Raw genomic sequence first — 24,101 nt, forward strand, 5'->3', positions numbered from 1 at the left:
CGAATCGAGCTGCCATTGGCCGAAAGGCGGGCAATCTCGCATCGATCGTCCAGGGAAAGCTGATCGTAACTCCGCCCCATGGCAACACCTCCCTAAGGAAGTGTTGCACTTCGTTTGTGAACTCAGGGGACCCATAACCACAGGGTTGCGTTGTAAGAACGAGGTGGAACCCCAGTCTTCGCCAAACACTGTCCTGTGGTTATGGGTCCCGGATCGGCGCTCGCTGCGCTCGCTTGTCCGGGACGACAGGTGTGCTTGAGGCAAGCGCTCTCATTCTCACGGCGCGATTTTTGCCTGAGCTTTGTGTCTTCGTTGGCCCCCTTCCTCGAAGAGGGCGCAGGGAAGGCCGGGTGCCGGCGGCACCCGCATCGCCGTGTGCGGTGTGTAGCGATAGAAATGCACACGGGTTTGACAGGTACAGCCAGGACATCCCGGCCTTCCCCGCGCAACGGTTTTACGGCTTATACGTACTCTCCCCGGGGAGCGGCCTTTCTTGCCCCCGTTGCCGATGGAAAGAGCTCCCCACCGGCGTAGCGCCAGGGTCGCGGCGCCAGGACCACACGATTTCGCCGTACGCCGCGGGCGTTCCGTCCGGTGCAGAAATTCAGCACCTGACGCCGCAGCGTCCATCGCAGCCCGCGCCGACGTGTCGTGACGATCGCGATACGTCCCCTCGTGCGGCACGGGATGGACGATAGATGCAGTAAATCAGAATTCTTGTAAAGCGAAATATTTTTGCTTTCCGGACTTGACACGATTCCGTCAAACCGAAGTGATTTGCCCGCCGTGCCGAATTTGCAACACGCAACGGCGTCATTCCGGGACGCGCCGAAGGCGCGAGCCCGGAATCCATACGCCGAGACGGTCGTTGCCTTGGAGACCGGCCGACGACTTTTTTTGAAGCAACTATGGCCTGTGGGTATGGATTCCGGGCTCGCCGCTCCGCGGCGCCCCGAAATGACGAATGGGGAGAGCCGCTTACTGCTTCGCCAGCTTCAGCGAGAACTCGCCGTTGCGCACGCGCAAGGGGAGGCCTTCGGCGAACTTGGCCACGGCGTCCTCGCCGTAGGTGGTCACCAGCTCGGCGAGCGCTGCGAACATGCTGGCCTGCGCCAGGCAGTCGCCGTCGACACCCTCGTGGCGGGCTTCGGCCCAGGCTTCGTTGAGGTAGCTCAGCGCCGCCTGTTTCTGCTCGTGGTCAGGCAAGGGTTCGCGGGCGATGGAATAGGGCGCAGGCAGGCTCATTGCACTCAACGGATTCTTGACGCGCTCCCCGGAACGCATCTGGCGAAGGCTGTGTAGCACGGGCCTCTGCCCCGCCTAGGGCAGTTCTTTAGGAAAGGTTAACGCGGTTCTTCCTTTTGCAGGGAAACGGCTTCAGCCGGGACCAGCGTGGAGGTGGTCGCGGATCGCGCGCGGCGTGGCGCACAGGTGCGCCGCGCCAGCCTCGGTCAGTTCCTCGCGGCTGCCATAGCCATAGAGCACGCCGATCCCGCCAATGCCGTTGACCCTGGCGCCGACGATGTCGTGGCTGCGGTCGCCGATCATCACCGCCCGCGCCGGATCGGTGCCGGTGCGCTCGAGGGCAAAGGCCAGGAGATCGCCCTTGTGGGCGCGGGTGCCGTCGAGCTCGGCGCCGAACACATATTCGAAATGGGGGCGCAGCCCGAAATGGTCGATGATCCGGTCGGCATAGACATGCGCCTTGCTGGTGGCGACGAACAGCCGTGCGCGGGGTTTCAGCGCGGCCAGCGTCGCCTCGATCTCGGGATAGAGGCTGTTCTCGAACAGGCCGACATCGCCAAAACGCTCGCGATACAAGGCCACGCCGCGGTCGGCATCCTCCTCGCCGCCCAGCAGCTTCACCAGGCTCGTCCGCAGCGGCGGACCGATACACCAGGTGAGTTCGTCCTGCGCCGGCACCGGGCGGCCCAGCCGCTCCAGCGCGTACTGGAGCGAGCGGGTGATGCCGGGCTTGGGGTCGGTGAGGGTGCCGTCGAGGTCGAAGAAGATGGTGTCCATGTCCATCGGACTATCTTGTTTGCCGATCCGTTGAAAGCAGCGGTTGCGGACCGGGGCGAAAGGTTCGATGTCGTCCGGCGCCCGCGGGGCTGGAATCTTAAGTCATTGTTTTCAGGCTGGATTAGGCTATCCATCGGCAAATGGAAAATTCATCGGCCGCGGGCTATATAGGTGATATGCGCCGCGATGAAGTCATAGCAAAGCTCAAGAAAACCGAGCCTGCCTTGCGCGGGCTTGGCGTAACCGCGTTGTACCTGTTCGGGTCGCATGCGCGCGGCGATGCGCGGCCTGATTCCGACATTGACGTGTTTGTCGATCCCGCGCCGGGCCAGGCGTTCGGCTTCCTGCCTTTCATGGACGCCTTCGAAGCGATCCAGCATGCGGTAGGCCAAAACGTGGACTATGGCACGCGCAAGGGATTGCATCCGCTGCTACGTTCCGACATCGAACGCGAGGCTGTGCGGATTTTTTGAATGACCGCCCGCTCGACAGCCGCCCAAATAGCTCGCGTATGCTCGCTAGTTCGCGTAGCGCGCGGTCAGGTCGCGCGAGATTTTCACGCCTTCGTCGATGTAGCGGCGGACCGCGACGTTGGCCGCCGGCGTGCAGCTGCGGTAGGTCTGCTGAAAGCCGTTATAGCCGCGGTTGAAGGCGGCGATCATGCGGGCGCGGCGGTCGCCGGAAGGGGTCTCGGCATCGATCAGCGCCTGCATCTCGTTGCGCCATTTCAGCCCTTCATTGTTGCCGCAGATGCCCCTGAGATAGTGCAGGGTGCCGAGGATCTCGGCCAGCCGCTGCAGGTCGCCGTCGAAGGGCGCGGCCGCATCCTGGGCCCGCGCGGGCGCGGTCAGAACGGCCGAAATCAAGAGGAAAATGGCTGCGAGATGCTTGGGCATAGTTGAGCCCGATATGCCCCCTCATTGGGTTCGAAGCAAGGCGTAAGCGGCTGGTTCTAGGCGTTAACGATGCGCCAGGCGGCCTGAACCACTTCCTGAAGGCCGCCGGTCATCCTGAGGTCGCCCAGCGCATCCGGCTCGAGCCATTTGAAGTCGTCGTGCTCGTGGTTGAGCACCGGTTCCAGCGCCTTCCAGCGCGCGGCAAAGGACATGATCAGATAATGCCCGCCGCCGGCGGCCGAGGGCAGCACCTCGCGCCAGCCGGCAAGGCCGACGATGTCGATCTTGATGGCGGTCTCTTCATCCACCTCGCGGTGCAGTGCCGTGTGCAGGGATTCGCCGAATTCGACCCGGCCGCCCGGCAGCGAGTAGAAGCCCATGCCCGGGGAGCGGGCGCGGCGCACCAGCAGCACCTTGCCGTCGCGGAAGATCGCGGCGCTGACGGCGAGCTGCGGATGCTTTGGATGATCGATGGCGGTCACGGCGGCAGCTTATAGTTGGAGCATGGGCTCCGCGCAAACGCGCCGCGTCGGGCCGTGCTCAGCCCGCCATGATGGTATCGATGTCGGACTCGCTGCCGCCGTTGATGACGCCGCCGGCGAGCGACACCAGCGGCTTGACCCAGCCGGTCGCCTGTTCGGCGAGGGTGGCGCGGGTCTTGTCCTGGGAGACTTCGCGCATGGCCTGGCCCACCGCGGTCAGGATCGAGGTCATGGTGGAGGTCAGGCGGTCGAATTCGCCGCGGACCGCGGGATGGGCCTGCTCATAGGCCTCGATGGCGAGGTCGCGCGCCTTGAAGTTGGAGGCGGTGAAATGCTCGGCGTAGGTCAAAGGGCACCACAGCAGAAAGTCTTCGGCGCATTCGGGCATGTCGGGGATCATTTCCAGAAGCATGATGGCTTCGTTGAAATGATTGAGGTAGTCGGTGGCTAGCCCCGTGCGCGGGTTGATGTTGGCCGCGCGCAGTTGTGCCGCGCGGGCCTCGTCGATGCCCGTCGGATTGGAACGCGCGGATGCTGAGGCCCCTGCACTCATCTCGCGTAGTGTTAACGTCTGGAGTTAAAGGGAACTGAACAAGTACCTGTCTGGGTTGCAGAATGTGCGGACGCTTCGTGATTACATCCCCTCCGGCGGCGATCCGGCAGGTATTTGGCTACGCCGAACAGCCGAATTTCCCGCCGAGGTTTAACGTTGCCCCGACCCAACCCGTTCCGGTGATCATCCTCGACCGCGGCGCGCGGCATTTCCGGCTGATGCGCTGGGGGCTGGTGCCGGCCTGGGTGAAGGACCCCAGAAAGTTCACGCTGTTGATCAATGCGCGCAGCGAGACCGTGCAGGACAAGCCGGCATTCAAGAACGCGATCCGGCGGCGGCGCTGCCTGATCCCGGCCGACGGCTATTACGAATGGCATGTCTCCGCCGACCGCAAGCGGCCGTATTTCATCTATCGCGCCGACCGCAAGCCGATCGGCTTTGCCGGGCTGGCGGAGACCTGGGTCGGGCCGAACGGCGAGGAGGTCGACACGGTCGCCATCGTCACCGCGCCGGCAAGCCCCGACCTTGCCGTGCTGCATCACCGCGTGCCCGTGACGATTGCCGAGGATGCTTTCGAGCGCTGGCTCGACTGCTCCTCGGATTCCGCCGAAGGCGTGATATCGCAGCTGACGGGGCCGCATGAAGGCGAGTTCGCCTGGCACGAGGTGTCGACGCGGGTCAATCGCGTCGCCAATGACGATGCGCAGCTGATCTTGCCGATCACGGACGAGCAGCGGCAGGCCGAGGCGCCGAAGCCGAAGCGGGCGGCGGTGAAGAGGGCAGCAAGCGGCGGCGATGACGGGCAGGGGAGCTTGTTCTAGGGCGTGTACTGGTGAGCGCAACGTCCGCTTTCGGGCGCAGAGCAGTCGTTCTTGCCCGCCCTGACGATTTCGACTTTTGACCCGAAACAGACATTCAGCCGCATGGACTGGTGGGTAAAGGTGACTACGCTGGATCGGTCATCCACGGGGGTAGCGCATGAGGCGGAGAGAGTTTCTTGCAGCTGCTGCGACGTTGCTCGTTTCCTCGCGTCGTTCGTTCGCGCAGCAGACACGTCGGCGCATTGGCTTTCTCGCAGTCAATGAGCTTCTACCAAGTTGGCAGAGCGGTTGGCTCACCGGCCTGCGAAACCACGGCTGGGTGGATGGAAGCAACCTGACTATTGAATATCGCTACGGCCGATCACCTGATCGCTTGCCTGCTCTAGCTGCCGAACTGGTAACGCTCAGGCCCGAGTTAATTATGGCGGGCAACCCACAATCAACCGCAGCCCTGAAATCGGCGACCTCTAGCATACCGATTGTATTCGTAGGCGTAGCTGATCCCGTCGCGGTCGGCTTCGTCCAAAGCCTGTCTCGCCCGGGCGGAAACATCACGGGCCTTGCGTCCTTCGTGCCCGGACATTTTGTCAGCAAGCAGCTCCAACTAATTCGCGAGCTTGTTCCCGGCGCGTCGAAGGTGGCGATCCTGACTACTAACAGCAATCCATCGCATAGAAAGATAACAACCGAGGAATTGCCACAAACGGCCCGGCAGATGAGCTTGGACCTTCCGATAGTTGCGGTGACTACAGCGGAGGAGCTTGATGCAGCTTTTGCCACGGTCGTGGCCCAACGTGCCGATGCGATAGTTATCTTGGGTGATCCCTTGTTCCTTCGCAACCGGGCGCGACTAGGTGCGCTGGCGACCAAGCATCGATTGCCATCAGCTTATCTCATCAAGGATCACGCCATCGAGGGCGGACTAGTTTCGTATGGTCCTGATTGGCCCGACCTTTGGCTTCATGCGGGCGGCTACGTGGACAAACTTCTCAAGGGCAGCAAGCCTGCTGATCTACCCGTTGAGCAACCTGCTAAGTATGAATTCGTGATCAACCTCAGGACAGCTAAGGAACTGGGGATCACTGTACCACCACAGATGCTAGCCATCGCGGACGTGATCGAATGAGGCAGTTCATTCCGGCTTTTAGCCCAAAACCGACACGAGCTATGTCCGCTTTCATGTCCGCTCTTGGGGTAGAGTGGACATATCGAATTAATGAATAGAACGTCCGCTCGCGCTAGCTGAAAATCTGCAGCGCCGCGTATTGCAGCAGCATGATGGTCTTGGCGTCGATGATGCGGCCGTCTGATATCATGGCGAGCGCCTCGTCGACCGAAAGCTCCAGCACCTCGATCTCCTCGCCTTCGTGGGCGAGGCCGCCGCCGGCGGACACGCGCATCGTCGGCTCGTATTCGGCGACGAAGAAGTGGCCCTTCTCCGTGAACGCGCCCGGGCTCATGAAGGCTTCGAAGATTTTCCGGACCTCGTGCAGCCGGTAGCCCGTCTCTTCCTCAGCCTCGAGGCGAATGCGTTCTTCGGGGGCTGCGTTGTCGAGCAGGCCGGCGACGGCCTCGATCAAGAGGTCATCGTAGCCGGTTGCATAGGCGGGATAACGGAACTGCTTCACCAGCACGACCGTCCGTCGCGCGAGGTTGTAGGGCAGCAAGACGGCGGCACCGCCACGATCGAGCACCTCGCGGCTTTGCGTTTGCCATTGCCCGTCGTCGCGCCGCCAGTCGAAGGTGACGGCATTCAGCTTGAAGTGGCCGTTGGAGAGCCTGCGGACGCTTTTGACGCGAATGCGGTCGGAGATCGTCATGGAAGCCTTTCCGTGGTCGGTGCACAGGGTAGGCAGAGGCGCGCTTGCGCCGCGCCCACCTTCTCCAGTGCGGTCGCGAAGGTGGGCACGCTACGCTTTGCCCACCCTAAGATTCCTATGATTTGGTCCGGCCGTCGATCCACTTGGCGTAGACGACGGTGTCGGCTTCTTCATAACCGAGCGACTGGTAAAACGCGCCGGCCTGCGCATTCTCGCGGCGGACCATCAGCTGCAGCTTCGGCAAACCGGCCGCGCGCAGCCATTGCTCGGCGGCGTCCATGATGGCACGGCCGAGGCCTTTCTTCCGGCGGTCGGGATCGACGGCGACGTAGTAGACCCAGCCGCGATGGCCGTCATGGCCTACCATGGCGGTGGCCACGATCGCGCCATCCGCGAGGCCGACCAGCACGGTGGAATTCTCGCGCCGCCGCGCCAGCGCGATGTCGCTGGCCGGATCGTTCCAAGGCCGGGTCAGGCCGCAGCGTTGCCACAGCGCGATGACGGCTTCGACATCGGCGTCGGCGATATCGGCGATGGCGAGCGCGGCGACGGCAGCGGGCGCGTTCACAGCACCTTGCCCGGATTCATGATGCCGTTGGGATCGAGCAGCGCCTTGAAGCTGCGCATCAGCTCGATGGCGGTCTTGTCCTTCACGTCGGGCAGCTCGTCGCGCTTAAGGACGCCGATGCCGTGCTCGGCGGAGATCGAGCCGCCCATGCGCAGCACGATGTCGAACACGACCTTGTTGACCTCGTGCCAGCGCGCCATGAAATCGGCGGTGTCGCCGCCGACGGGCTGGCTGACATTGTAATGGATGTTGCCGTCGCCGAGATGGCCGAACGGCACCGGCCGCGAGCCCGGGATCAGCCTGACCACGGCGGCGTTGGCCTCCTCGATGAAGGCGGGCACGGCGGCGACGGGCACGGAAATGTCGTGCTTGATCGAGCCGCCTTCCGGCTTCTGCGCGGCCGACATCTCGTCGCGCAGCTTCCAGAACATCTGGCGCTGGCTCAAATTCGCGGCGATGACGGCGTCGTCGACGATGCCGGCTTCCATGCCCTTGGCGAGGATCGATTCAATCGCGTCGCGTGCGTCGTCGCGCACCGACGACAGCTCCATCAGCACATACCAGGGGTGTTTCGTGGTGAGGGGATCGCGGACATTGATGCCGTGGCGGATCGAGAAATCCACCGCAATATCGGCGAGCAGCTCGAAGCTGGTGAGGCTGGACCCCGCCTCGTTCTGCGAAATCTCCAAGAGCCTCAGCGCCTGCGCCGGCGACTTCAGGCCGACATAGGCGGTCTCGACCGCATGCGGCTTCGGAAACAGCTTCAGCGTCGCCGCGGTGATGATGCCGAGCGTGCCTTCCGCGCCGATGAAGAGGTTGCGCAGGTCGTAGCCGGTGTTGTCCTTCTTCAGTTTCGACAGCGCGTTGAGCACGCGGCCGTCGGCGAGCACGACCTCGACGCCGAGCGCCATCTCGCGCGCCACGCCATAGGCCAGCGCCGCGGTGCCGCCGGCATTGGTGGAGAGATTGCCGCCGATGGTGCAGCTGCCTTCGGCGCCGAGCGACAGCGGGAACAGACGGTCGATTTCCGCGGCGCGCTGCTGCGCGTTTTGCAGGATCACCCCGGCCTCGCAGGTCATGGTGTTGGAGGCGGTGTCGACCTCGCGAATCCTGTCCATGCGGCGCAGCGAGACCACGACCTCGCCGTTGTGCGGCGTCTGCCCGCCGACCAGGCCCGTGTTGCCGCCCTGCGGCACCAGTGCGATGCGGTGCTCGTTGGCGAGCTTGCAGATCGCGGCGACCTCCGCGGTCGAGCCGGGCCGCAGCACCAGCGGCGAGTGGCCGCGAAACAGGTCGCGCTCTTCGGTGGTGTAGGGCGCGATGTCGGACGGATCGGTCACGGCATATTTGTCGCCAACGATGGCGCGGAATTTTGCGATCAGCTCGCTCGATAGCGGCAGCACGGCCTGCTGGACGATGTTCACGTCTTCTCTTCCCTTAGTCTCTCTCTCTTCTTGAGCATGATCTCGTCCGAAAACCGGTTCCCACTTTTCGGGATCATGCTCGTCCCACCGCCGCACGGCGCAGCCGGTCGTTGATGGCTTCACCCAATCCTTCGTTGGGGATCGGCATCACGGCAATGGTCGTTGCTCCCCTGGCATCGAGAGCGCGAAGATAACCGAAAAGATTGGCGGCGGCTTCAGCGAGATCGCTATTCGGCGAGAGATTCATGATCGCAACCGCGTCATCCTCTCCGTGCAATCGGTGCAATCCGAACGTCAGCAGCGCCTCGCCGGGCGCGACGCTGTCCGCATTGAGCCGCACGCGCGTGCGCGGCGCGTAATGCGAGGCGAGCATGCCGGGCGCCAGCGGCTGCGCGCCGTCGCTCTCCGCCTCCTGCGGCGGCTGCGGCAGCGCGCGGCCGAGCACGCGCTCGATGTCCTCGCGCGGCACGCCGCCGGGGCGCAGCAGCATCGGCTGCTCGAAGCAGCCGACGATGGTGGATTCCACGCCGACCTCGACCGGTCCGCCGTCGACGATGAGATCGATCCTGCCTGCAAGATCGCTTTCGACATGCGCGGCGTCGGTCGGCGAGACATGGCCCGACAGATTGGCCGACGGAGCGACTACCGGCCCGCCAAAAGCGCGCAGGATGTCGCGCGCGATCGCGTGCGCGGGCACGCGCACCGCGACCGTGTCGAGCCCGGCGGTAGCGAGATCGGCGACGACGCAATTTTCCGACTTCGGCAGCACCAGGGTGAGCGGCCCCGGCCAGAAGGCCTCCGCGAGCTTCAGCGCCGCCGCATCGAAGCGGGCGATCTTCCTCGCCGCCGTGAGGTCGCCGACATGGGCGATCAGCGGGTTGAAGGCGGGCCGGCCCTTGGCCTGGTACAGCCGGGCGATCGCCGCCGGATTGGCCGCATCGGCGCCGAGGCCGTAGACGGTTTCGGTGGGGAAGGCGACCAGCCCGCCCGCGGCCAGCGTGCGCACTGCTGCGGTGACCGCGGCCGTGCCGGCAGGCAAAATCCGGGTTTCCAGGGTGGGATTCACTAGGACCAAATTCCTCAATTCCGCGCCTTGCGGTGGCGAAGGCCGGAGGCTATAAGCCGCGTTCTTAGTCGGAGTGTGGCTCAGCCCGGTAGAGCACTGCTTTCGGGAAGCAGGGGTCGCAGGTTCGAATCCTGCCACTCCGACCATCGATTTCCTGCCACGATCGCGCGCTTTTTGGCCTGTTTTCGGCGGGCCTGCAACCCTGCGCGCGTTGCGGGCAGGGATGGTCGCCCTGCATTTGTGGTCCAGCCCGGCGGCGCGATAGGCTCGCGCAACCAAGAAGCGCCGGGAGGTACGCATGGGCCGGAAGATCGCCATCGTTGGAGCGGGCGCCGTCGGCGGCTATGCCGGGGCGCATATGGTGCAGGCCGGCGAGGACGTCACTTTCATCGATCCCTGGCCGGAGCATGTCGAGCACATGCGCAAGCACGGCCTGCGCGTCACCCATGCGAAGGACGTGGCGGAATTCGCGGTGCCGGTTCGGGCGCTGCATGTGACTGACGTGCAGCAGTTGTCGAAGGAGAAGCCGGTCGACATCGCCTTTGTCTGCATGAAGTCCTACGACACGGCGTGGGCGACCATGATGATCAAGCAATATCTGGCGCCCGACGGCTATGTCGTCTCGCTGCAGAACTGCATGAACGAGGAGACCATCGCCGGCATTGTCGGCTGGGGCAAGACGCTGGGCTGCATTGCGAGCAGCATCACCGTGAACCTGCCCGCGCCCGGCCACATCCATCGCGGCGCGGGGAAGGGCGGGGCGGCGCACACCGTGTTCCGTACCGGCGAGGTGCACGGGCGGATCACCGACCGCGCGCAGGAAATCTGCCGGCTGGTCGGCTATGCCGACAGCGCCAGGGTGACCAACAATCTGTGGGGCGAGCGCTGGTCGAAACTCGTCGCCAACGTCATGGGCAACGGGCTCTCGGCCTGCACCGGCCTCACCGGCGGGCAGATGCTCGAGAGCGAACCGATCCGCCGCTTCTCGACGCGCCTCGGCAGCGAGGCGATCCGCGTCGGCCAGGCGCAGGGCTATCAGCTCGAGGAGATATTGCACCTGCCGCCGGAGACGATCGCACGCGCCGGCGAGGGCGACGAGGCCGCGATGAAGGCCTGCGACGCGCAGCGCCTTGAAGACGGCAAGCGGACGTCATCGGAGCAGCGGCCCTCGATGGGCCAGGACATGCAGAAGGGACGCCGCACCGAGATCGATTTCCTCAATGGCCTCGTGGTGCGCGAGGGCGAGAAGGTCGGCATCGCCTGCCGCGCCAACGCGGTGCTGACGGACCTCGTCACCAAGGTGGAGCGCGGCGAGTTGAAGGCCGATCCGCGGCACATCACCGAGCTCAGGTTGAACTAGAGCGCGCCGATCAACAGCCTGACCAGCCAAGAAGAGAATCATGCGACCCCACATCATCTGCCACATGGGCACGTCGATCGACGGCCGCCTTCATCCGAGCCGCTTCACCTTGCCGGCGCAGGGCATCTCCCAGGATGTCCTGCGCGGACACTATGAGCGGGTCCATGACCAGTTCGACGCCGATGGCTGGATCGTCGGCCGCAGGACAATGAGCGAGATGGCAAAGGGAACGGAGCGGCTGGTGAAGGATGCGCCGAAGGTTGCGCGCAAGGCGCATGTCGCCGCGCGCAACGGGCGCAAGCTCGCGATCGCCATCGATCCGTCGGGCCGCGTTCATTATGGCAAGGACAATGTCGGCGGCGACCATGTTGTCGCCGTCCTGGGCGAGGAAGTGTCGGATGCGTACCTCGCGGAACTGCGTGAGGACGGCGTGTCCTATGTCTTTGCCGGACCCAAGGGCGAGGACTTGCGGCGCGCAATCGACGAGATCGCCTCGCTGTTTGATGTCAAAACGCTTCTTCTCGAAGGCGGCGGCAGGATCAACGGCGCGTTCCTGAAACACAAGCTCATCGACGAGTTCAGCACCTTGATCCGCCCGGCGGTCGATGGCGTGGCCGGCGGGCAAAGCATCGTGGACTATGACGGACCTGAGGGGGATCGCCCCGGAGCCGGACAATCGCTGCGGCTCACGCATTGCGAAACGCTGGAGGGCGGCATGGTTTGGTTGCGCCACGCCGTCGAACGCGCGCCGGGCTGATCGTTTGTCGATTTGGTTCGGAATGAAACCGGTCGCATCACGGGTTGAGCTGACCGCCGGGAGTGAGCGCGGGAGATCTAATCGACGCCGGGCGCTCCAACCGCAACCCCTTCGGCTTTTGCCGGGTGCTTTGGCCCCTGGTCCGGGCTGGGCGTGTTGCGGACGGCCTCGGTCAGCATCTGGCGGAGTTCAGCCTTCGTCCTCGGCGGTTCCCGCGTGTTCGATTTTCGCCAGTTAGCCATCTAATCTATGTGGGGATGCGCCGAGGTAAATGCCAGCGTTCGCCTGGGATTTTGCAACTGCACCGACCATCGGAGGCGGAACGACCAGAAGCAAGCACACGGATTCGACCAGGAGTTCATATGCACGGTCGACGATCTCGTCCAGGGATATCGTCTTGGCGAACATGCTCTGGGCTTCAGCCAGCAGCTGGTCGCGGGTCGGCATGTTGGCCAGACGCAAGTCGGCCCGATGCTGCAACAGAAAAAGCGCGTCCCGCACCGACAGTTCGGTCTCATGGACGGAAGATCTGATGGCCAGCGCGATGTTTTCGGGATTGAATCGTCGAGCAAGCTGCTCAGCCGTTCGCCTTACCACTCGCGATCCCAACCGCTGCTCATTGCGCAGAACCGGCTCTGGCGGCATCCTTACATCCCAGACAATCCCGAGCCAGGACAAGGCCATCAGGATATAATAGGTCACATCGATCTCCCACCAGCGGAAGCCCTGCCGGGCGCTGCTCTGGTAGGCGTGATGATTGTTGTGCCAGCCTTCACCCATCGTAAACACGGCCAGCAGCCAGTTGTTGCGGGAGTCATCGCCCGTGACATACCGCTTGCGTCCGTGAACATGTGCGAGGGAGTTGATGCAAAACGTTGCGTGATACAGAAGCACCGTACTCCAGAGGAAGCCGACCACGAGCCCCGACCATCCGGCAATGAGGAAGCAGAGACCCGCGACCGCGAGCGCCGGCAGGATCTCGAACTTGTGCAGCAACATCAACTCCGGATACGAGGCAAAATCCGACACTTTCACCAGATCGGTTGCATCGTGCCGTCGATGGAAGATCCAGCCGACATGACTGTACACGAAGCCCTTGTGCCGCGGTGAATGCACATCCTCCTCGGTATCTGAATGCAAATGATGATGTCGGTGTTTCGCGGCCCACCACAGTACGCTTTTTTGAGCGCTGCTCTGGGCAAGGAATGCAAGGAGGAACTGAAATACCCGGCTCGTCGCGTAAGCGCGATGTGAGAAGTACCGATGATACCCGGCACCGATCGCAAACATGCGCAGCCAGTATAGAACCGCGCAGATCGCAATCGCTTGCCAGGAGACGCCTGACCAGATCGCCGCGACGCATCCTGCGTGGACCAGCAGGAACGGGACGACGTGCGGATACATGATGTCGTCGTGTTCCTGGTCTTGATCGATGTTGTCAGACACGCTCAGTTGCCTTCAATCACGGGCTAGCAGACAGCCGGGTTTCCGGCAGGCATCGCGCACCGATTTATGAAAAGACCCCGCGCCGGTAAACCGGTCGCGGGGTCGCGAAACCAGAAGCTTTGCCAGTACATCCGTGGTCAAAGCAACATAGCACCGATCGCGGCAGCTTACGCGGCGCGCAGATTTTCCGCCGCAGACTTGCCGGTCCGGCGGTCTGCAACGACTTCAAAGGAAACTTTCTGTCCCTCGTTGAGGGTGCTCATGCCGGCGCGTTCAACCGCGCTGATATGAACGAAAACATCCTGGCCTCCCTGGTCCGGCTGAATGAAGCCGAAACCCTTTTGGCTGTTAAACCACTTCACAGTTCCCGTATTCATTGGGATCGTCCTTGAGGATAATAAGGTGTCTGGACCCGCGCTCGAGAGCGCGGCGAGCTTGCTCGAATTCAAGGGAAGGTCGTCAGTCAGGCGCGCTGTCAGCGGCGAGGCCAAGTCTTTCGGCCGAAACTCGATTGTTCATACATGGCTGTTGCCGGATCATTCCGCAAGTGGTTTTCCGGTCGCAACCATCGCGACCGCACCGAATCGTGCGCATTTGGGGATAAGGAACCAACTTTCTGGCTGCCGTTACCGGTGGTCATTTCCCGTATTAGAAAGAAGGGCTGAACCAGGCTCCGTTCGACCGGCATACGCTCTGGAAGCAATGCAAATGTTGTGCAATTCTCGGTTGTTCACTCAAGCGATGGGGAGCAACAATGAGCCAGGTCGTAACGCCAGCCAGTGCCACCGGAAACAGCGACGGGAAACCGGCCAAGGACGATCCCCCCAAGGCTCTCGGTGCCATGGGTACGGTCATAGCAATTGGACTGATTGTCCTTTGGGTCGGAGGGCTGTGGTTCCTTTGGGTTCACATCGACGACGCGGAAACAAAATGGGCGCGCAATCTGGTCATATTCCACTCCATTGAAGCCGCTGCATTCGCGGCCGCAGGCGCATTGCTTGGCGTGCAGGCCAAACGGGTTCAAGCGGCCGAAAAAGCCGAGAAGGAAGCGAAAACCGAAACCGCGAAGGAGAAGGTGATTTCGCAGCTCGGGGAACGTCTTGCGAGCGCAGTCCTCGTCGAGAAGAATCACGTGCCTCTATCGCTGGAGACGACCCATCCCTTGTGGACAGACAAGGCCGGAATGCCCCGGAGCGTGCAGCTCGCGCAGGAACTGCTCGATACCCGCAGAGCCAATTCCTGACCATGGCCGTGCTGACGGCATCAGCCGCTGCGCCACGGCCTGGCGCAGCGGCAGCCGGGTTGCCTCTAGCTCGCGGCCGCTTCCAGCTTCTGCGGCGGCATTTTCACTTCCGGCGGTAGCCCCGCAAAGCGCCGCAGCGCTTCGGCCATCCTGATGCGTCCGGGAACGGCGGTGATCACCACATCGACCATGGTGAAGGACGAGTGGAAATGGCCGCGCGCCTTGAGCTGCTCCACGGGCACGCCGGCCTGAGCCATCGCTTCCGCATAGGCGACGCCTTCGTCGCGCAGCGGATCGAACTCGCAGGTCGTCACGAAGGCCGGCGGCAGGCCTTCGAGCTTGCCGCGCAGCGGCGAGACGCGCGGATCGGTGCGGTCGGCCGGCGAGCAGTAAAGATCCCAGAACCAGAACATCAGCCCGCGGGTCAGGAAATAGTTGGCCGCGTTGTCGATGTAGGACGGGCGGTCGAAGCTGCAGTCGGTGACCGGGCATACCAGCAATTGTCCCGCGATCTCGGGCCCGCCGCGGTCGCGCGCGAGCTGGCAGGTGACGGCGGCGATATTGCCGCCGGCGCTCCAGCCGGCGACCAGCAGCGGTCCCGGCTTGCCGCCGAGCTCGGCAATGTGATCGGCGATCCAGCGCGTCGCGGCATAGCCGTCTTCCGCGGCCGCCGGGAAGCGATGCTCGGGCGCATGGCGATAGCCGACGCTGACGATGACCATGTCGGTGCGCCGGCACATGTCGCGGCAGAAGGGATCGTCGGATTGCTGGTCGCCGAGCACCCAGCCGCCGCCGTGGAAATAGACCAGGACCGGATGCGGCCCCGGTGTTGCCGGCCGGTACAGCTTGTACGGCAGCGGCCCGTCGGCGCCCATCAGCACGCCGTCGCCGACCTCGCCGACGCGCCGGCCGAAGGGGCGGCCCTTGTTGAACTCGTTGACGAAGTCACGTGCGCCCTGCGCGCCCATTGTCTCGATCGGCGGCAGGTTCAGCGACGCAAGGAGGCCGAGCACCAGGCGAACGTCCGGCTGAAGGCGCACCACTTCGCCGTCGTTGCATTGCGCGGCGACATTCGGGCCGGTGAGGCGGAAGCCCAGCATGCCGCGCGCGACGACTTCATTGCAGATGCTGCGATAGGGGCCGACCCCGCCGGTGTAGGGCATCACGCCCTGCGCCTTGCCGGGCACGTTGGCGCCCGTGTACCAGGTGTTGGCCAGCCGATGCAGCGTCAGCGCCGCGCAATCGGCCATGTGCTGCGCCCAGCCCGCTTGCGCCGTCTCGGTCGCCTCGATGGCGGTGAAGCCGGCCTCGCGCAACGCCGCGATCCGCTCGACCACCCAGTCGACATGTTGCTCGATCGAGACCGCCATGTTCGACAGCACGGAGGGCGAGCCCGGTCCGGTGATCATGAAGAAATTGGGGAAGCCCGCGACGGTGAGGCCGAGATAGGTCTGCGGGCCGTTCTTCCAGATGTCGGACAGTGCCTTGCCGTCGCGGCCGGTGATGGGATGCACGGCCATGATGGCGCCGGTCATGGCGTCGAAACCGGTCGCAAACACGATGACGTCGACGTCGAAGCTGCGCTTGTCGGTGGTGATGCCCGTGGCGGTGATTGCCTTGATCGGTTCGGAGCGCAAATTCACCAGCGTGACGTTGGGGCGGTTGTAGGTAGCGTAGTAATTGGTATCGAGGCAGGGACGCTTGGCGCCGAACGGATGATCGTGCGGGCTCAGCTCTTCGGCGGTCTCGGGATCCTTCACGACGCTACGGATCTTTTCACGGATCAGGTCGGCGACGAGCTTGTTGCCATCGACGTCGACGCCCTGATCGGCCCAGAGCTGGCTGAGAATATAGACGAGGTCTCCGGCGGCCCATGCGGTTTCAAACCGCTCGCGGCGCTCGGCGTCGGTCAGTTGCCAGCTTACCACCGTGTTGTGCGGCCATGGCACGCCGGCCATCGACTGGCGCGCCTGCTCGCGATAGGCGGCACGGTCGCCTTCGAGCGCAGCCAGGCGCTCGGCCGGCGGTGCGCCGTTGTGGGCGGGTAGCGCAAAGTTCGGCGTGCGCTGGAACACGGTCAGTTGTGCGGCCTGTTCGGCGATGATCGGGATCGCCTGGATGCCCGACGATCCCGTGCCGATCACGGCGACGCGCTTGCCTGCGAGCTTGACGCCGTCATGCGGCCAGCGCCCGCTGAAATGGACCTCGCCCTTGAAGTCCTTGACGCCGTCGATCTCCGGCGGCTTTGGCGTGGAGAGGCAGCCGGTTGCCATGATGTAATGGCGGCAGGAAACGCTTGCACCTTTGTCGGTCGCGATCTGCCAGCGTCCGGCGGACTGATCCCAGGTCGCAGAGACGACCTTGGTGCCGAAGCGGATGTCGCGCCTGAGGTCATAGCGGTCGGCGACGAAGCCGAGATAGCGCAGGATTTCCGGCTGCGTGGCGTATTTCTCCGACCACTTCCAGGCCTTCTCCAGCTCCGGATCGAAGGAATAGCTGTAATCGATGGTCTGGATGTCGCAGCGCGCGCCGGGATAGCGGTTCCAGTACCAGGTGCCGCCGACGTCGCTTGCTTCGTCCAGCGCGACAGCCGAGAAACCCGCCTTGCGCAGGCGATGCAGAAGATAGAGGCCGGCAAATCCGGCGCCGACCACGGCGACGTCGACCTGTTGCGTTGTTGCGCTGCCCGTCGCGTTCGAAGCACGCGATGCGACCACTGCCTCTGGCATGCCAATCCTCCCCTTCGTTCTGGTTGTGGCGAGGTTATCGCTACGCCCCGCCTTTGTCATGGAAATGGCAAAGCGTGAGGCGAGAATTAATTTGCGCGATGCGCCGACGTTCGCCGGTGAGCCGCCGAAATCGCCAAGCGCGGCAAAGCGATGTACAAGATGACTGCACGATCGGGAGTTGGCGGTGTGACGACATTTGCGGATCGGAAGGAGAAGAAGCCCGGACGACTGCCGCTCATCCTGCTCGGCATCTTTGCGGTCGCCTGCCTCGCCGCACTCGTCTTCCTCGGCGATTTGGCGCGGTATCAGGAATCGGCGATGGTCGGGGAAAGCCGGGCCGCGCTGCGCGATGTCGACGATCCCGGGCAACTGGAGCAGGCGCTCAAGCGATACCCTTCGAACCGAATTCTCAAGCTGGTGGCGCTGGCGAGGGAGGATTCGGAAGCCCTCGATGCCGCCATGCGAAAACTGCTGGACGAGGCCGCGCCCGCGGCGCTCGCACGGCCCGTCAACCTGACGGCGGCGAGCCGCAGCGATCTCGATGCGCTGCGCCGCGACCTCAAGACCGCGGAAGGCAACGTCTCCGCCCTCACGTCCCGCATCGCCGCGCTGATCAAGGCCCGGCGGGGCGAGCTGGAAAGCGGCGCCCGCGCGCTCGGCGTCGAAAGCGATACGGTCAAGAGATTCATGGCCGCAGCCGATGCGCAACACGCGGATATCGCGGCGCTCGCCTCCAGGACGCTGGCGGCGCGCACGGAATATTACAGCGCCTACGAAAAATGCGCCGCGCTGCTGGTCAGGGAATTCGGCTCCTACAAGGTAACCAACGGCCAGTTCATCTTTCGCCTGCAGCCGACCGCGGACAGCTACAACGCCGCATCAGTCGCGATGGCGGCCGCCACCAAACGCACGGCCGAGCTGGAACAGGAGAGGGGCGCGCTGCCCGCGTCGCAGCTGGACAGGTGGATGAAGTTCGTCGGCAACTAGAGCGTCTTCAAGCGGAATGGGTACCGGTTAGCGTGAAGAAAGCGCGCCAAGTCAAGAAGCGAGAGCTTCGGTTCTGATTCATCAGAGCCGAAAATGCTCCAGGCTTCCGCTTGCGCGTGTCAGCGCTTCCGGCCGAACACGGGCGAGGCCATCCTTTGAGCCGTCCAGTCGAAAAAGTCGTGGCGGCCGGACCATCTGTGAACTTCGGCGTCGCAGACGATGCAGGCGAAGCTTCCGGAACGCTTGTTGTTCAGCGCTTCCCTGGTTGCGGTATAGTTCATGCCGCAACTGGGGCAGGTGAATTGCTCTGTTGTCCATATGCTGTTGGCCATGGCGCGATTATACGCGCCAGGACGGGTTCCTGAAACGCACGAGCGCGCGTCATCGCATGAACGTTGAAATGAATGTTAAGCTGGGCTTAACTGCATCCGAGAAACCCGGGGAGATTGCGATGCGCATGATGGCGGTGCTGGTTGCGACGATTGCCGCGATGATGGCGGCTTCGCCAGCCCGGGCCCAGACCTACGATCCGGCCTACCCGGTCTGCCTGCAGACGTACGACATCAACGGTGGCTACATCTCATGCAGCTACACGTCGATGGAGCAGTGCCGCCTCTCGGCGTCGGGCGGCGCGGCGCAGTGCATCGTCAATCCGTATTTCGCGGGCGCGCCCGGTAAGCGCCAGGGCTGGCGGCAGGCGCGATAGTGCGCCTTGCCGGTTCGCCGCTTGAAGTTTTCCTCAGGCCTGGGCTGACCTGCCTCGGCGGGCGCCGCGGCAAGGCAAAGTGCAACCGGTTCTCGGAGAAGATCGTGCTAAAGAACAGCCGCGGCGGGCTTGTCGCCGCGGCTGGCTGGATCAACAGGTCATGCTGACGCTTTCGATTGCACCCTTGACCAAAGCGGCCTTTGCGCCGTTCGGCGAGGTGATAGAAACCCGCGACGCAAAGCCGAAGCTGATCAATGACGGCTTCGCGCAGCGCTTCGACGACCTCGCGCATATCCACGTGGCCGCGGAGGGCGGGGCGGTCAACATCAGCCTCTTTTCGGGTTCAGTGCGACCGGGCCCGATTCTCATCAAGCTCATGGAACGGCACCCGCTGGGCAGCCAGCTGTTCATGCCGCTGAACGAGCAGCCTTGGCTGGTCGTGGTTTGCGCCGATCCCCGCGCGCCCGCAAGCTACCGCGCGTTCTCCGCCTCGGGGCGGCAGGGCGTCAACTATGCGCGCAACATCTGGCATCACCCGCTGCTGGTCATCGCGGATGCGAGCCCCTTCCTTGTCGTCGACCGCAAGGGCGCCGGCGACAATCTCGAGGAGATCAGGCTGGCAGAAGCGGACTGGCTTGCTCTCGCAGCCGATGCCGAATAATGCCCGCAGAGGGCATGGGCCCTATGTTCCCGGAAGGCAATCATGCATCCGGGCCGGGCCCGGAATTGGCGCGCTCGTGCCGCAGGCAGCAGGCGCTCACTTGATTCCGTAAGTCTCGAGCTCACGCTGAACGTCGGGATTGATCTTGATCGCCGCATCCATGTCGGCCCGTGCGGCTCTCCTCTCTCCCTTCCGCTTGTGCGCGAGGCCACGGCCATAAAGGGAGGTCGCGAGCCCGGGCTTCAATCGTAGCGCGGCATCGAAATCTGCAATGGCACGATCAGGATGGTCCAGCTTCAGATTGGCAAGGCCGCGGCTGTCGAGAGCATCGGGGTATTGCGGCTTGAGGCGGAGCGCCTGGTCGCAGTCGGTGATCGCCAGCTGGCTGTGGCCAACAATCATGTTCACCCAGCAGCGGTTGTTGAATGCCTGCGCATGTCCCGGATCGAGTTCGACCGCGCGGCTGAAATCCTGGCCGGCAAGTTCGTATTCCCGCTGCTGTGCCAGAATATTGCCCCGCTTGTAGAAGACATCCGCACCCTGCGGGGCGGCGTTGATCGCCTCCGTCAGCCTGTCGTATTCGGCGCCGTATTGCCGCGCGGTCGCCACCGCGGGTCTTGCCGGCACAATTGCAGCCGATGGCCCGCCTGCGGACAGCAGTGGCTGGGCAAGCCGCTTGCCCTCGGCAAGTTCGGCGGTCGTCATCCGGCCAGGCAGCATCTCGAGCAGCTGCCGTGCGCGTTCCCGGTCTTCCTCGGACTTCGCCGTCGTGGCGGCAACCGACGCCCACTTGTAGGCTTCGACGTTGCTTTTGCCGACCCCTCTGCCTACGGCGTACATTGCGCCCACGATGATGCGCGCCTGCGAATGGCCGTGCTCGGCCGCGGACAGGAACCAGCGAAACGACTCGGTATCGGACTGCGCCACGCCGACGCCGTTGGCGTAGAGCGCGCCCAGGTAGAATTCAGCCTTGATGTTTCCCTGCTTCGCCAGACGCAGATAGTTGGCCGTCATCTCGACGTCGGACTTGTTGCTCGCAATCAGGCCCCCGACAGAGATACGCGTGGTCGAAAGCACGATGAGCAGGGATAATGCGAGAGCCCTAAGCATCCAGACGTCTCTTCTCGACCTCGCTGCGGGAATGGCGGCCAGAAAGACCCAAATTAGAACCCGGATGCCAGCGGTATTTTGATCTACCGCAAGGCAGGAAGCCCACGCGTCAAGACAATTGTCGTGTCACCTTTGGGCGCAAAACCAGATGGGTACCGGACCTCTCTTCTTCATCGCTTGGGCGCACGTGACAACGCGCTTGCGGCAAACCCTGATCGGAATCATCGGGGTTGCGACCGGCGTGGGTTTCACCATCATGATCGCCGGCGTCATGCAGGGGAACCAGAGGCGTTTCGTCAGTACGCTGATCGACGCGATGCCCCACATCACCATCACGGACGAGCGCACCTCCACCGCGCTTCAGCCTGCCGAGCAACTCTATGGCGCTGCGCAGCGGTCGGGCTTCACCGCGGCCGACAAGCGGGCCGGAATCTCCAACGCCAATCTGGTGCTGTCCTCGCTCAGGCCATGGTTGCCCGGCGCAATCACGCCTTCGGTCAAGGTCACTGCAATGGTCAACTCCGGAAGCGCCCGCTTCGGGGTGACGGTGACCGGCATTGACCCGCGCCAGGAAGAGTCGGTGTCAAAGCTCGCGAGCCAGATGCTCGGCGGCACCATCTACGATCTGGCCAGGGGCTCCAACGCCGTCATCATCGGTCAAACCCTTGCGACAAAGATCGGAGCGCGCGTCGGCAGCACCCTGACAATCACACCGGGGAGCGGAATGCCGGTTTCCTCACCCGTGGTGGGGATCTATCGGTCGGGTGTGCGCGACGTCGACGAGCGGCGCATCTACAGCCTGATGCGTACTGCGCAGATGCTCGCCGGACAGCCCGATCTGGTCAACGAAATGCGAATACAGCTCGACGATGCATTTGGCGCGCGGGAGCTTGCGGATCAGATCCAGGGACAGACCGGATATCGGGCAATACCCTGGCAGGAGGCCAACGCGGACCTGCTCTCCACCTTCAAGGTCCAGGAAACGATAACAAACGTCATCATGGCGGCAATGCTGCTTGCATCCACTTTCGCGATCTACAGCATCATATCGACCATCACCAACGAAAAGCGGAACGACATCGCAATCATGAAGTCGCTCGGCATGAAGGAGGGCCTGGTGCAGGGCATCTTCATCGTCGAGGCGGGTATCATCGGGCTCGTCGGCGTTCCCGTCGGGTGGGGTATTGGATACCTGCTGTGTCTGGCCATGTCGCAGATCAAGTACTCGAATCCGATCACGGAGGGAGTCCAGTCGATCGCTATTTACTATTCTCCGACGCACTACGCGGTCATCGGCCTGATCACTCTCGGATGTTGCCTGATGTCGGCCTTCCTGCCTGCGCGCAAGGCCAGCCGGGTCCATCCGGTAGATATCATACGTGGCGCATCGTGACCGAAATCGTGGTGCAAACGGTCGGTCTTGTCAGGCGCGTCGAGAGCGGTGACGGGATGGCCGCCATCGTCAACGGCATCGATCTGGCGGTGGCAAAGGGAGAGTTTCTCGCCATCACGGGTCCTTCGGGATCCGGCAAGTCTTCGCTGCTCTACCTCATGGGTCTGCTCGATGCGCCGACCGAGGGGGAAATCTTCATCTGCGGGCAGCCCACCTCCGCGATGTCGGATTCGGAACGTGCCGAACTGCGTTTGTCCACGCTGGGGTTCGTGTTCCAGTTTCATTTCCTGTTGCCGGAGTTCACGGCGCTCGAGAACGTCATGCTGCCCATGCGAACACTCGGCCGGTTGTCGATGGACGAGATGCGCGAGAAGGCAGCGACGCTGCTGACTTCGCTGGGCCTCGGCGAGCAGCTGGCGCGAAAGCCGAATCAGCTGTCGGGAGGACAGCGCCAGAGAGTTGCGATCGCCCGCGCGCTGGCCAACGATCCAACGATCATCATGGCGGATGAGCCCACGGGAAACCTCGATACGGCATCGACCGATCAGGTGTTTGCGATTCTGCGTGACGTGGCTAACAGCGGCAGGACGGTGATCGTCGTCACCCACGACGTCAGTCTGGCTGCGCGCGCCGATCGCCGGGTCAGCGTCGTGGACGGGAAGATCGCCGAGGCGCTCGTCAATGAGCGCGCGAAAGCCCCTGCTGCGCAAATCGCGCGCGCCTAGCCGGCGCGGCTCGTTGATCTGCCTCAAGCCGGAATGCCCTGCCTGGGTAAGATTGAGCGATCCGGCGGATTTGGTTGCCTCGCGGCAGCCCATGCGCAGCGGCCGGTACCGGGACTGGTGGAATGCGGCAGACCGCCAAAAAGGCAATTCGCTGGCTTGCGATCCTCATCGTCCTGACGGGCGCGGGAGGAGGCGCTTATTACTACCGCTATGGGCGTCCGCCGCTTGTGAAAGTCGGGACTGCCGTGCTCGCGCCGGTATCCGAATTCGTCTACGGGAGCGGGACTGTCGAGCCCTTGCAATGGGCGAAGGTCGTGCCGGCCCAGCGACGCCGTCTCGTTCACGTCTGTCATTGCGAAGGCTCTGTGGTCAAGCGGGGACAGGTTCTTGGACAGCAGGACGACGCAGAGGAAACCGGCCAGCTGAAGGAGCTGGAAGCGCGGCACCAACAGCTCATCAGGGATCTCGACCGGGCGGATAAGGATGATCGCCCGAAAGCTGAACTCGAGCAGCGCAGGACCGCCATCGAGGAGTCCAGCTCCCGGATATCCGTTCAAAAGAGCCGAATCGAGACGCTGGTGCTTCGCGCGCCGATGGACGGCATGGTGTTGCGCCGCGACGGCGAGGTCGGCGAGATCGTTGGCCCGACGGATGTGCTGTTCTGGGTGGGAACCGCATCGCCGTTGCAGGTCGTGGCCGAGATAAACGAAGAAGATATCATGCACGTCACCACGGGCCAGACGGGGCTCTTGACCAATGAAGCGTTTGCCAACCAGGCGATGCGCGCCACGGTCTCCCAGATCACACCCAAAGGCGATCCGACCAAGAAGTCGTTCCGCGTGTATCTGCGCTTGCCGTCCGATACCCCGCTCAGAATCGGCATGAACGTGGAGGTGAACATCATCTTCCGGGAAAATCCCTCCGCTGTCGTCGTTCCCAATGAAGCGATCCTGGGCGGCGCTGTGCAGGTCGTACGTGATGGCGAGGTCAAGCGCGTCCCTGTTTCAACGGGTGTTCGCGGCTCCCGTGCGACGGAAGTGACCGGAGGCATCTCGCCGGGAACGATGCTCCTCGTGCCGGCGCGGAAGGAACTGGCGGACGGCGCCCGGGTGCGGATCGAGAACCCGCCGAAGCCGGAACCTGCGGCTACCCGCGCCGCGGACGACTCGTCCGTCAAGCCGCGCGAAGCGGACGGAACGGCAAGCAGGGATGGCGACAAGGACAGCCAGATCGATCAGTCGATCGCGTCCGCCTTGTCTGCGCACATGGAGAGCATTGTGAATGATGCTCGCCGGGAAGCGTCGCGACAATAGCAGCGCGGCCAGCGCTGCA

The 24,101-nt window shown here is 63.6% G+C and carries 26 protein-coding genes and 1 tRNA gene; 13 read left to right on the forward strand and 14 right to left on the reverse strand.

What is annotated here, in order from left to right:
* Positions 1-978: 978 nt before the first annotated feature.
* Positions 979-1,245: a hypothetical protein gene (locus tag HZB49_RS13945; RefSeq protein ID WP_291612462.1), complete on the reverse strand. Its 267-nt coding sequence runs from the start codon at positions 1,243-1,245 to the stop codon at positions 979-981.
* A gap of 132 nt (positions 1,246-1,377) precedes the next feature.
* Entirely contained in the window at positions 1,378-2,022 is a 645-nt protein-coding gene (locus HZB49_RS13950) for an HAD family hydrolase (RefSeq protein ID WP_291612464.1), read from the reverse strand.
* A gap of 140 nt (positions 2,023-2,162) precedes the next feature.
* Here HZB49_RS13950 and HZB49_RS13955 point away from each other — a divergent pair, with 140 nt between their 5' ends.
* Positions 2,163-2,495: a nucleotidyltransferase family protein gene (locus HZB49_RS13955; RefSeq protein WP_291612271.1), complete on the forward strand. Its 333-nt coding sequence runs from the start codon at positions 2,163-2,165 to the stop codon at positions 2,493-2,495.
* A gap of 45 nt (positions 2,496-2,540) precedes the next feature.
* Here the strand turns inward: HZB49_RS13955 and HZB49_RS13960 are convergent, their stop codons facing one another.
* Genes HZB49_RS13960 through HZB49_RS13970 form a run of 3 tightly spaced genes read right to left on the reverse strand, consistent with a single transcriptional unit; the run spans position 2,541 to position 3,953 of the window.
* Entirely contained in the window at positions 2,541-2,918 is a 378-nt protein-coding gene (locus HZB49_RS13960) for a TIGR02301 family protein (protein WP_291612274.1), read from the reverse strand.
* 56 nt (positions 2,919-2,974) lie between these two features.
* Positions 2,975-3,400: an NUDIX domain-containing protein gene (locus tag HZB49_RS13965; protein ID WP_291612276.1), complete on the reverse strand. Its 426-nt coding sequence runs from the start codon at positions 3,398-3,400 to the stop codon at positions 2,975-2,977.
* A gap of 58 nt (positions 3,401-3,458) precedes the next feature.
* Positions 3,459-3,953: a hypothetical protein gene (locus tag HZB49_RS13970; protein WP_291612278.1), complete on the reverse strand. Its 495-nt coding sequence runs from the start codon at positions 3,951-3,953 to the stop codon at positions 3,459-3,461.
* 62 nt (positions 3,954-4,015) lie between these two features.
* Between HZB49_RS13970 and HZB49_RS13975 the strand changes: the two genes are divergently transcribed.
* Both HZB49_RS13975 and HZB49_RS13980 read left to right on the forward strand, forming a co-directional pair.
* Entirely contained in the window at positions 4,016-4,774 is a 759-nt protein-coding gene (locus tag HZB49_RS13975) for an SOS response-associated peptidase (RefSeq protein ID WP_291612280.1), read from the forward strand.
* Between the two features lie 157 nt (positions 4,775-4,931).
* On the forward strand, positions 4,932-5,900 hold the full coding sequence (locus HZB49_RS13980; protein ID WP_291612282.1) for an ABC transporter substrate-binding protein: 969 nt from the start codon (positions 4,932-4,934) through the stop codon (positions 5,898-5,900).
* A gap of 112 nt (positions 5,901-6,012) precedes the next feature.
* Here the strand turns inward: HZB49_RS13980 and HZB49_RS13985 are convergent, their stop codons facing one another.
* The 4 genes from HZB49_RS13985 to HZB49_RS14000 form a co-directional block, all read right to left on the reverse strand.
* Complete coding sequence (locus tag HZB49_RS13985) at positions 6,013-6,594, reverse strand: NUDIX domain-containing protein (protein ID WP_291612284.1); 582 nt, start codon at positions 6,592-6,594, stop codon at positions 6,013-6,015.
* Between the two features lie 115 nt (positions 6,595-6,709).
* Entirely contained in the window at positions 6,710-7,162 is a 453-nt protein-coding gene (locus HZB49_RS13990) for a GNAT family acetyltransferase (protein ID WP_291612285.1), read from the reverse strand.
* Positions 7,159-8,586 carry an FAD-binding oxidoreductase gene (locus HZB49_RS13995; RefSeq protein ID WP_291612286.1) on the reverse strand — a complete coding sequence of 476 codons (1,428 nt, stop codon included), beginning with the start codon at positions 8,584-8,586 and terminating at the stop codon, positions 7,159-7,161. The genes HZB49_RS13990 and HZB49_RS13995 overlap by 4 nt, the downstream gene beginning before the upstream one ends.
* Positions 8,587-8,659: 73 nt before the next feature.
* A complete protein-coding gene (locus HZB49_RS14000; protein ID WP_291612288.1) occupies positions 8,660-9,652 on the reverse strand; it encodes an L-threonylcarbamoyladenylate synthase in 993 nt (330 codons plus the stop codon).
* Positions 9,653-9,721: 69 nt separating this feature from the next.
* Between HZB49_RS14000 and HZB49_RS14005 the strand changes: the two genes are divergently transcribed.
* From HZB49_RS14005 to HZB49_RS14015, 3 genes are all read left to right on the forward strand, one after another.
* Positions 9,722-9,798: transfer RNA gene (locus HZB49_RS14005), tRNA-Pro, on the forward strand.
* Positions 9,799-9,950: 152 nt separating this feature from the next.
* Entirely contained in the window at positions 9,951-11,012 is a 1,062-nt protein-coding gene (locus tag HZB49_RS14010) for a 2-dehydropantoate 2-reductase (protein ID WP_291612290.1), read from the forward strand.
* Between the two features lie 40 nt (positions 11,013-11,052).
* On the forward strand, positions 11,053-11,769 hold the full coding sequence (locus HZB49_RS14015; protein ID WP_291612292.1) for a RibD family protein: 717 nt from the start codon (positions 11,053-11,055) through the stop codon (positions 11,767-11,769).
* A 234-nt stretch (positions 11,770-12,003) separates the two neighbouring features.
* Here the strand turns inward: HZB49_RS14015 and HZB49_RS14020 are convergent, their stop codons facing one another.
* Together HZB49_RS14020 and HZB49_RS14025 are read right to left on the reverse strand one after the other, a co-directional pair.
* The gene (locus HZB49_RS14020) at positions 12,004-13,173 is read right to left on the reverse strand and encodes an acyl-CoA desaturase (RefSeq protein WP_291612466.1); all 1,170 of its coding nucleotides are present in this window, start codon (positions 13,171-13,173) and stop codon (positions 12,004-12,006) included.
* Positions 13,174-13,382: 209 nt separating this feature from the next.
* Positions 13,383-13,592 (reverse strand): cold-shock protein, encoded by a 210-nt coding sequence (locus HZB49_RS14025; protein WP_291612294.1) that lies wholly within the window; start codon positions 13,590-13,592, stop codon positions 13,383-13,385.
* A gap of 377 nt (positions 13,593-13,969) precedes the next feature.
* On the opposite strand from HZB49_RS14025, the gene HZB49_RS14030 reads away from it, so the two are divergent.
* The gene (locus HZB49_RS14030; RefSeq protein ID WP_291612296.1) at positions 13,970-14,458 is read left to right on the forward strand and encodes a hypothetical protein; all 489 of its coding nucleotides are present in this window, start codon (positions 13,970-13,972) and stop codon (positions 14,456-14,458) included.
* Between the two features lie 65 nt (positions 14,459-14,523).
* Here the strand turns inward: HZB49_RS14030 and HZB49_RS14035 are convergent, their stop codons facing one another.
* Positions 14,524-17,187, reverse strand: a complete 2,664-nt coding sequence (locus tag HZB49_RS14035; protein ID WP_291612298.1) for an alpha/beta hydrolase fold domain-containing protein — start codon at positions 17,185-17,187, stop codon at positions 14,524-14,526.
* 186 nt (positions 17,188-17,373) lie between these two features.
* Between HZB49_RS14035 and HZB49_RS14040 the strand changes: the two genes are divergently transcribed.
* On the forward strand, positions 17,374-18,174 hold the full coding sequence (locus HZB49_RS14040) for a hypothetical protein (RefSeq protein WP_291612300.1): 801 nt from the start codon (positions 17,374-17,376) through the stop codon (positions 18,172-18,174).
* A gap of 119 nt (positions 18,175-18,293) precedes the next feature.
* Here the strand turns inward: HZB49_RS14040 and HZB49_RS14045 are convergent, their stop codons facing one another.
* Positions 18,294-18,455: a hypothetical protein gene (locus tag HZB49_RS14045; RefSeq protein ID WP_365857841.1), complete on the reverse strand. Its 162-nt coding sequence runs from the start codon at positions 18,453-18,455 to the stop codon at positions 18,294-18,296.
* Positions 18,456-18,562: 107 nt separating this feature from the next.
* On the opposite strand from HZB49_RS14045, the gene HZB49_RS14050 reads away from it, so the two are divergent.
* Together HZB49_RS14050 and HZB49_RS14055 are read left to right on the forward strand one after the other, a co-directional pair.
* Positions 18,563-18,880: a DUF3551 domain-containing protein gene (locus HZB49_RS14050; RefSeq protein WP_365857844.1), complete on the forward strand. Its 318-nt coding sequence runs from the start codon at positions 18,563-18,565 to the stop codon at positions 18,878-18,880.
* Positions 18,881-19,040: 160 nt separating this feature from the next.
* A complete protein-coding gene (locus tag HZB49_RS14055; protein ID WP_291612304.1) occupies positions 19,041-19,541 on the forward strand; it encodes an ureidoglycolate lyase in 501 nt (166 codons plus the stop codon).
* Between the two features lie 96 nt (positions 19,542-19,637).
* Here the strand turns inward: HZB49_RS14055 and HZB49_RS14060 are convergent, their stop codons facing one another.
* Positions 19,638-20,651, reverse strand: a complete 1,014-nt coding sequence (locus tag HZB49_RS14060) for a tetratricopeptide repeat protein (protein WP_291612306.1) — start codon at positions 20,649-20,651, stop codon at positions 19,638-19,640.
* Positions 20,652-20,799: 148 nt separating this feature from the next.
* On the opposite strand from HZB49_RS14060, the gene HZB49_RS14065 reads away from it, so the two are divergent.
* From HZB49_RS14065 to HZB49_RS14075, 3 genes are all read left to right on the forward strand, one after another.
* Positions 20,800-22,044 carry an ABC transporter permease gene (locus HZB49_RS14065; protein ID WP_291612308.1) on the forward strand — a complete coding sequence of 415 codons (1,245 nt, stop codon included), beginning with the start codon at positions 20,800-20,802 and terminating at the stop codon, positions 22,042-22,044.
* Between the two features lie 56 nt (positions 22,045-22,100).
* Complete coding sequence (locus HZB49_RS14070; protein ID WP_291612470.1) at positions 22,101-22,769, forward strand: ABC transporter ATP-binding protein; 669 nt, start codon at positions 22,101-22,103, stop codon at positions 22,767-22,769.
* Between the two features lie 122 nt (positions 22,770-22,891).
* Positions 22,892-24,082, forward strand: a complete 1,191-nt coding sequence (locus HZB49_RS14075; RefSeq protein ID WP_291612310.1) for an efflux RND transporter periplasmic adaptor subunit — start codon at positions 22,892-22,894, stop codon at positions 24,080-24,082.
* Positions 24,083-24,101: the final 19 nt, after the last annotated feature.

Source organism: Bradyrhizobium sp., from assembly GCF_016219575.1.
Classification (GTDB): Bacteria; Pseudomonadota; Alphaproteobacteria; order Rhizobiales; family Xanthobacteraceae; genus Bradyrhizobium.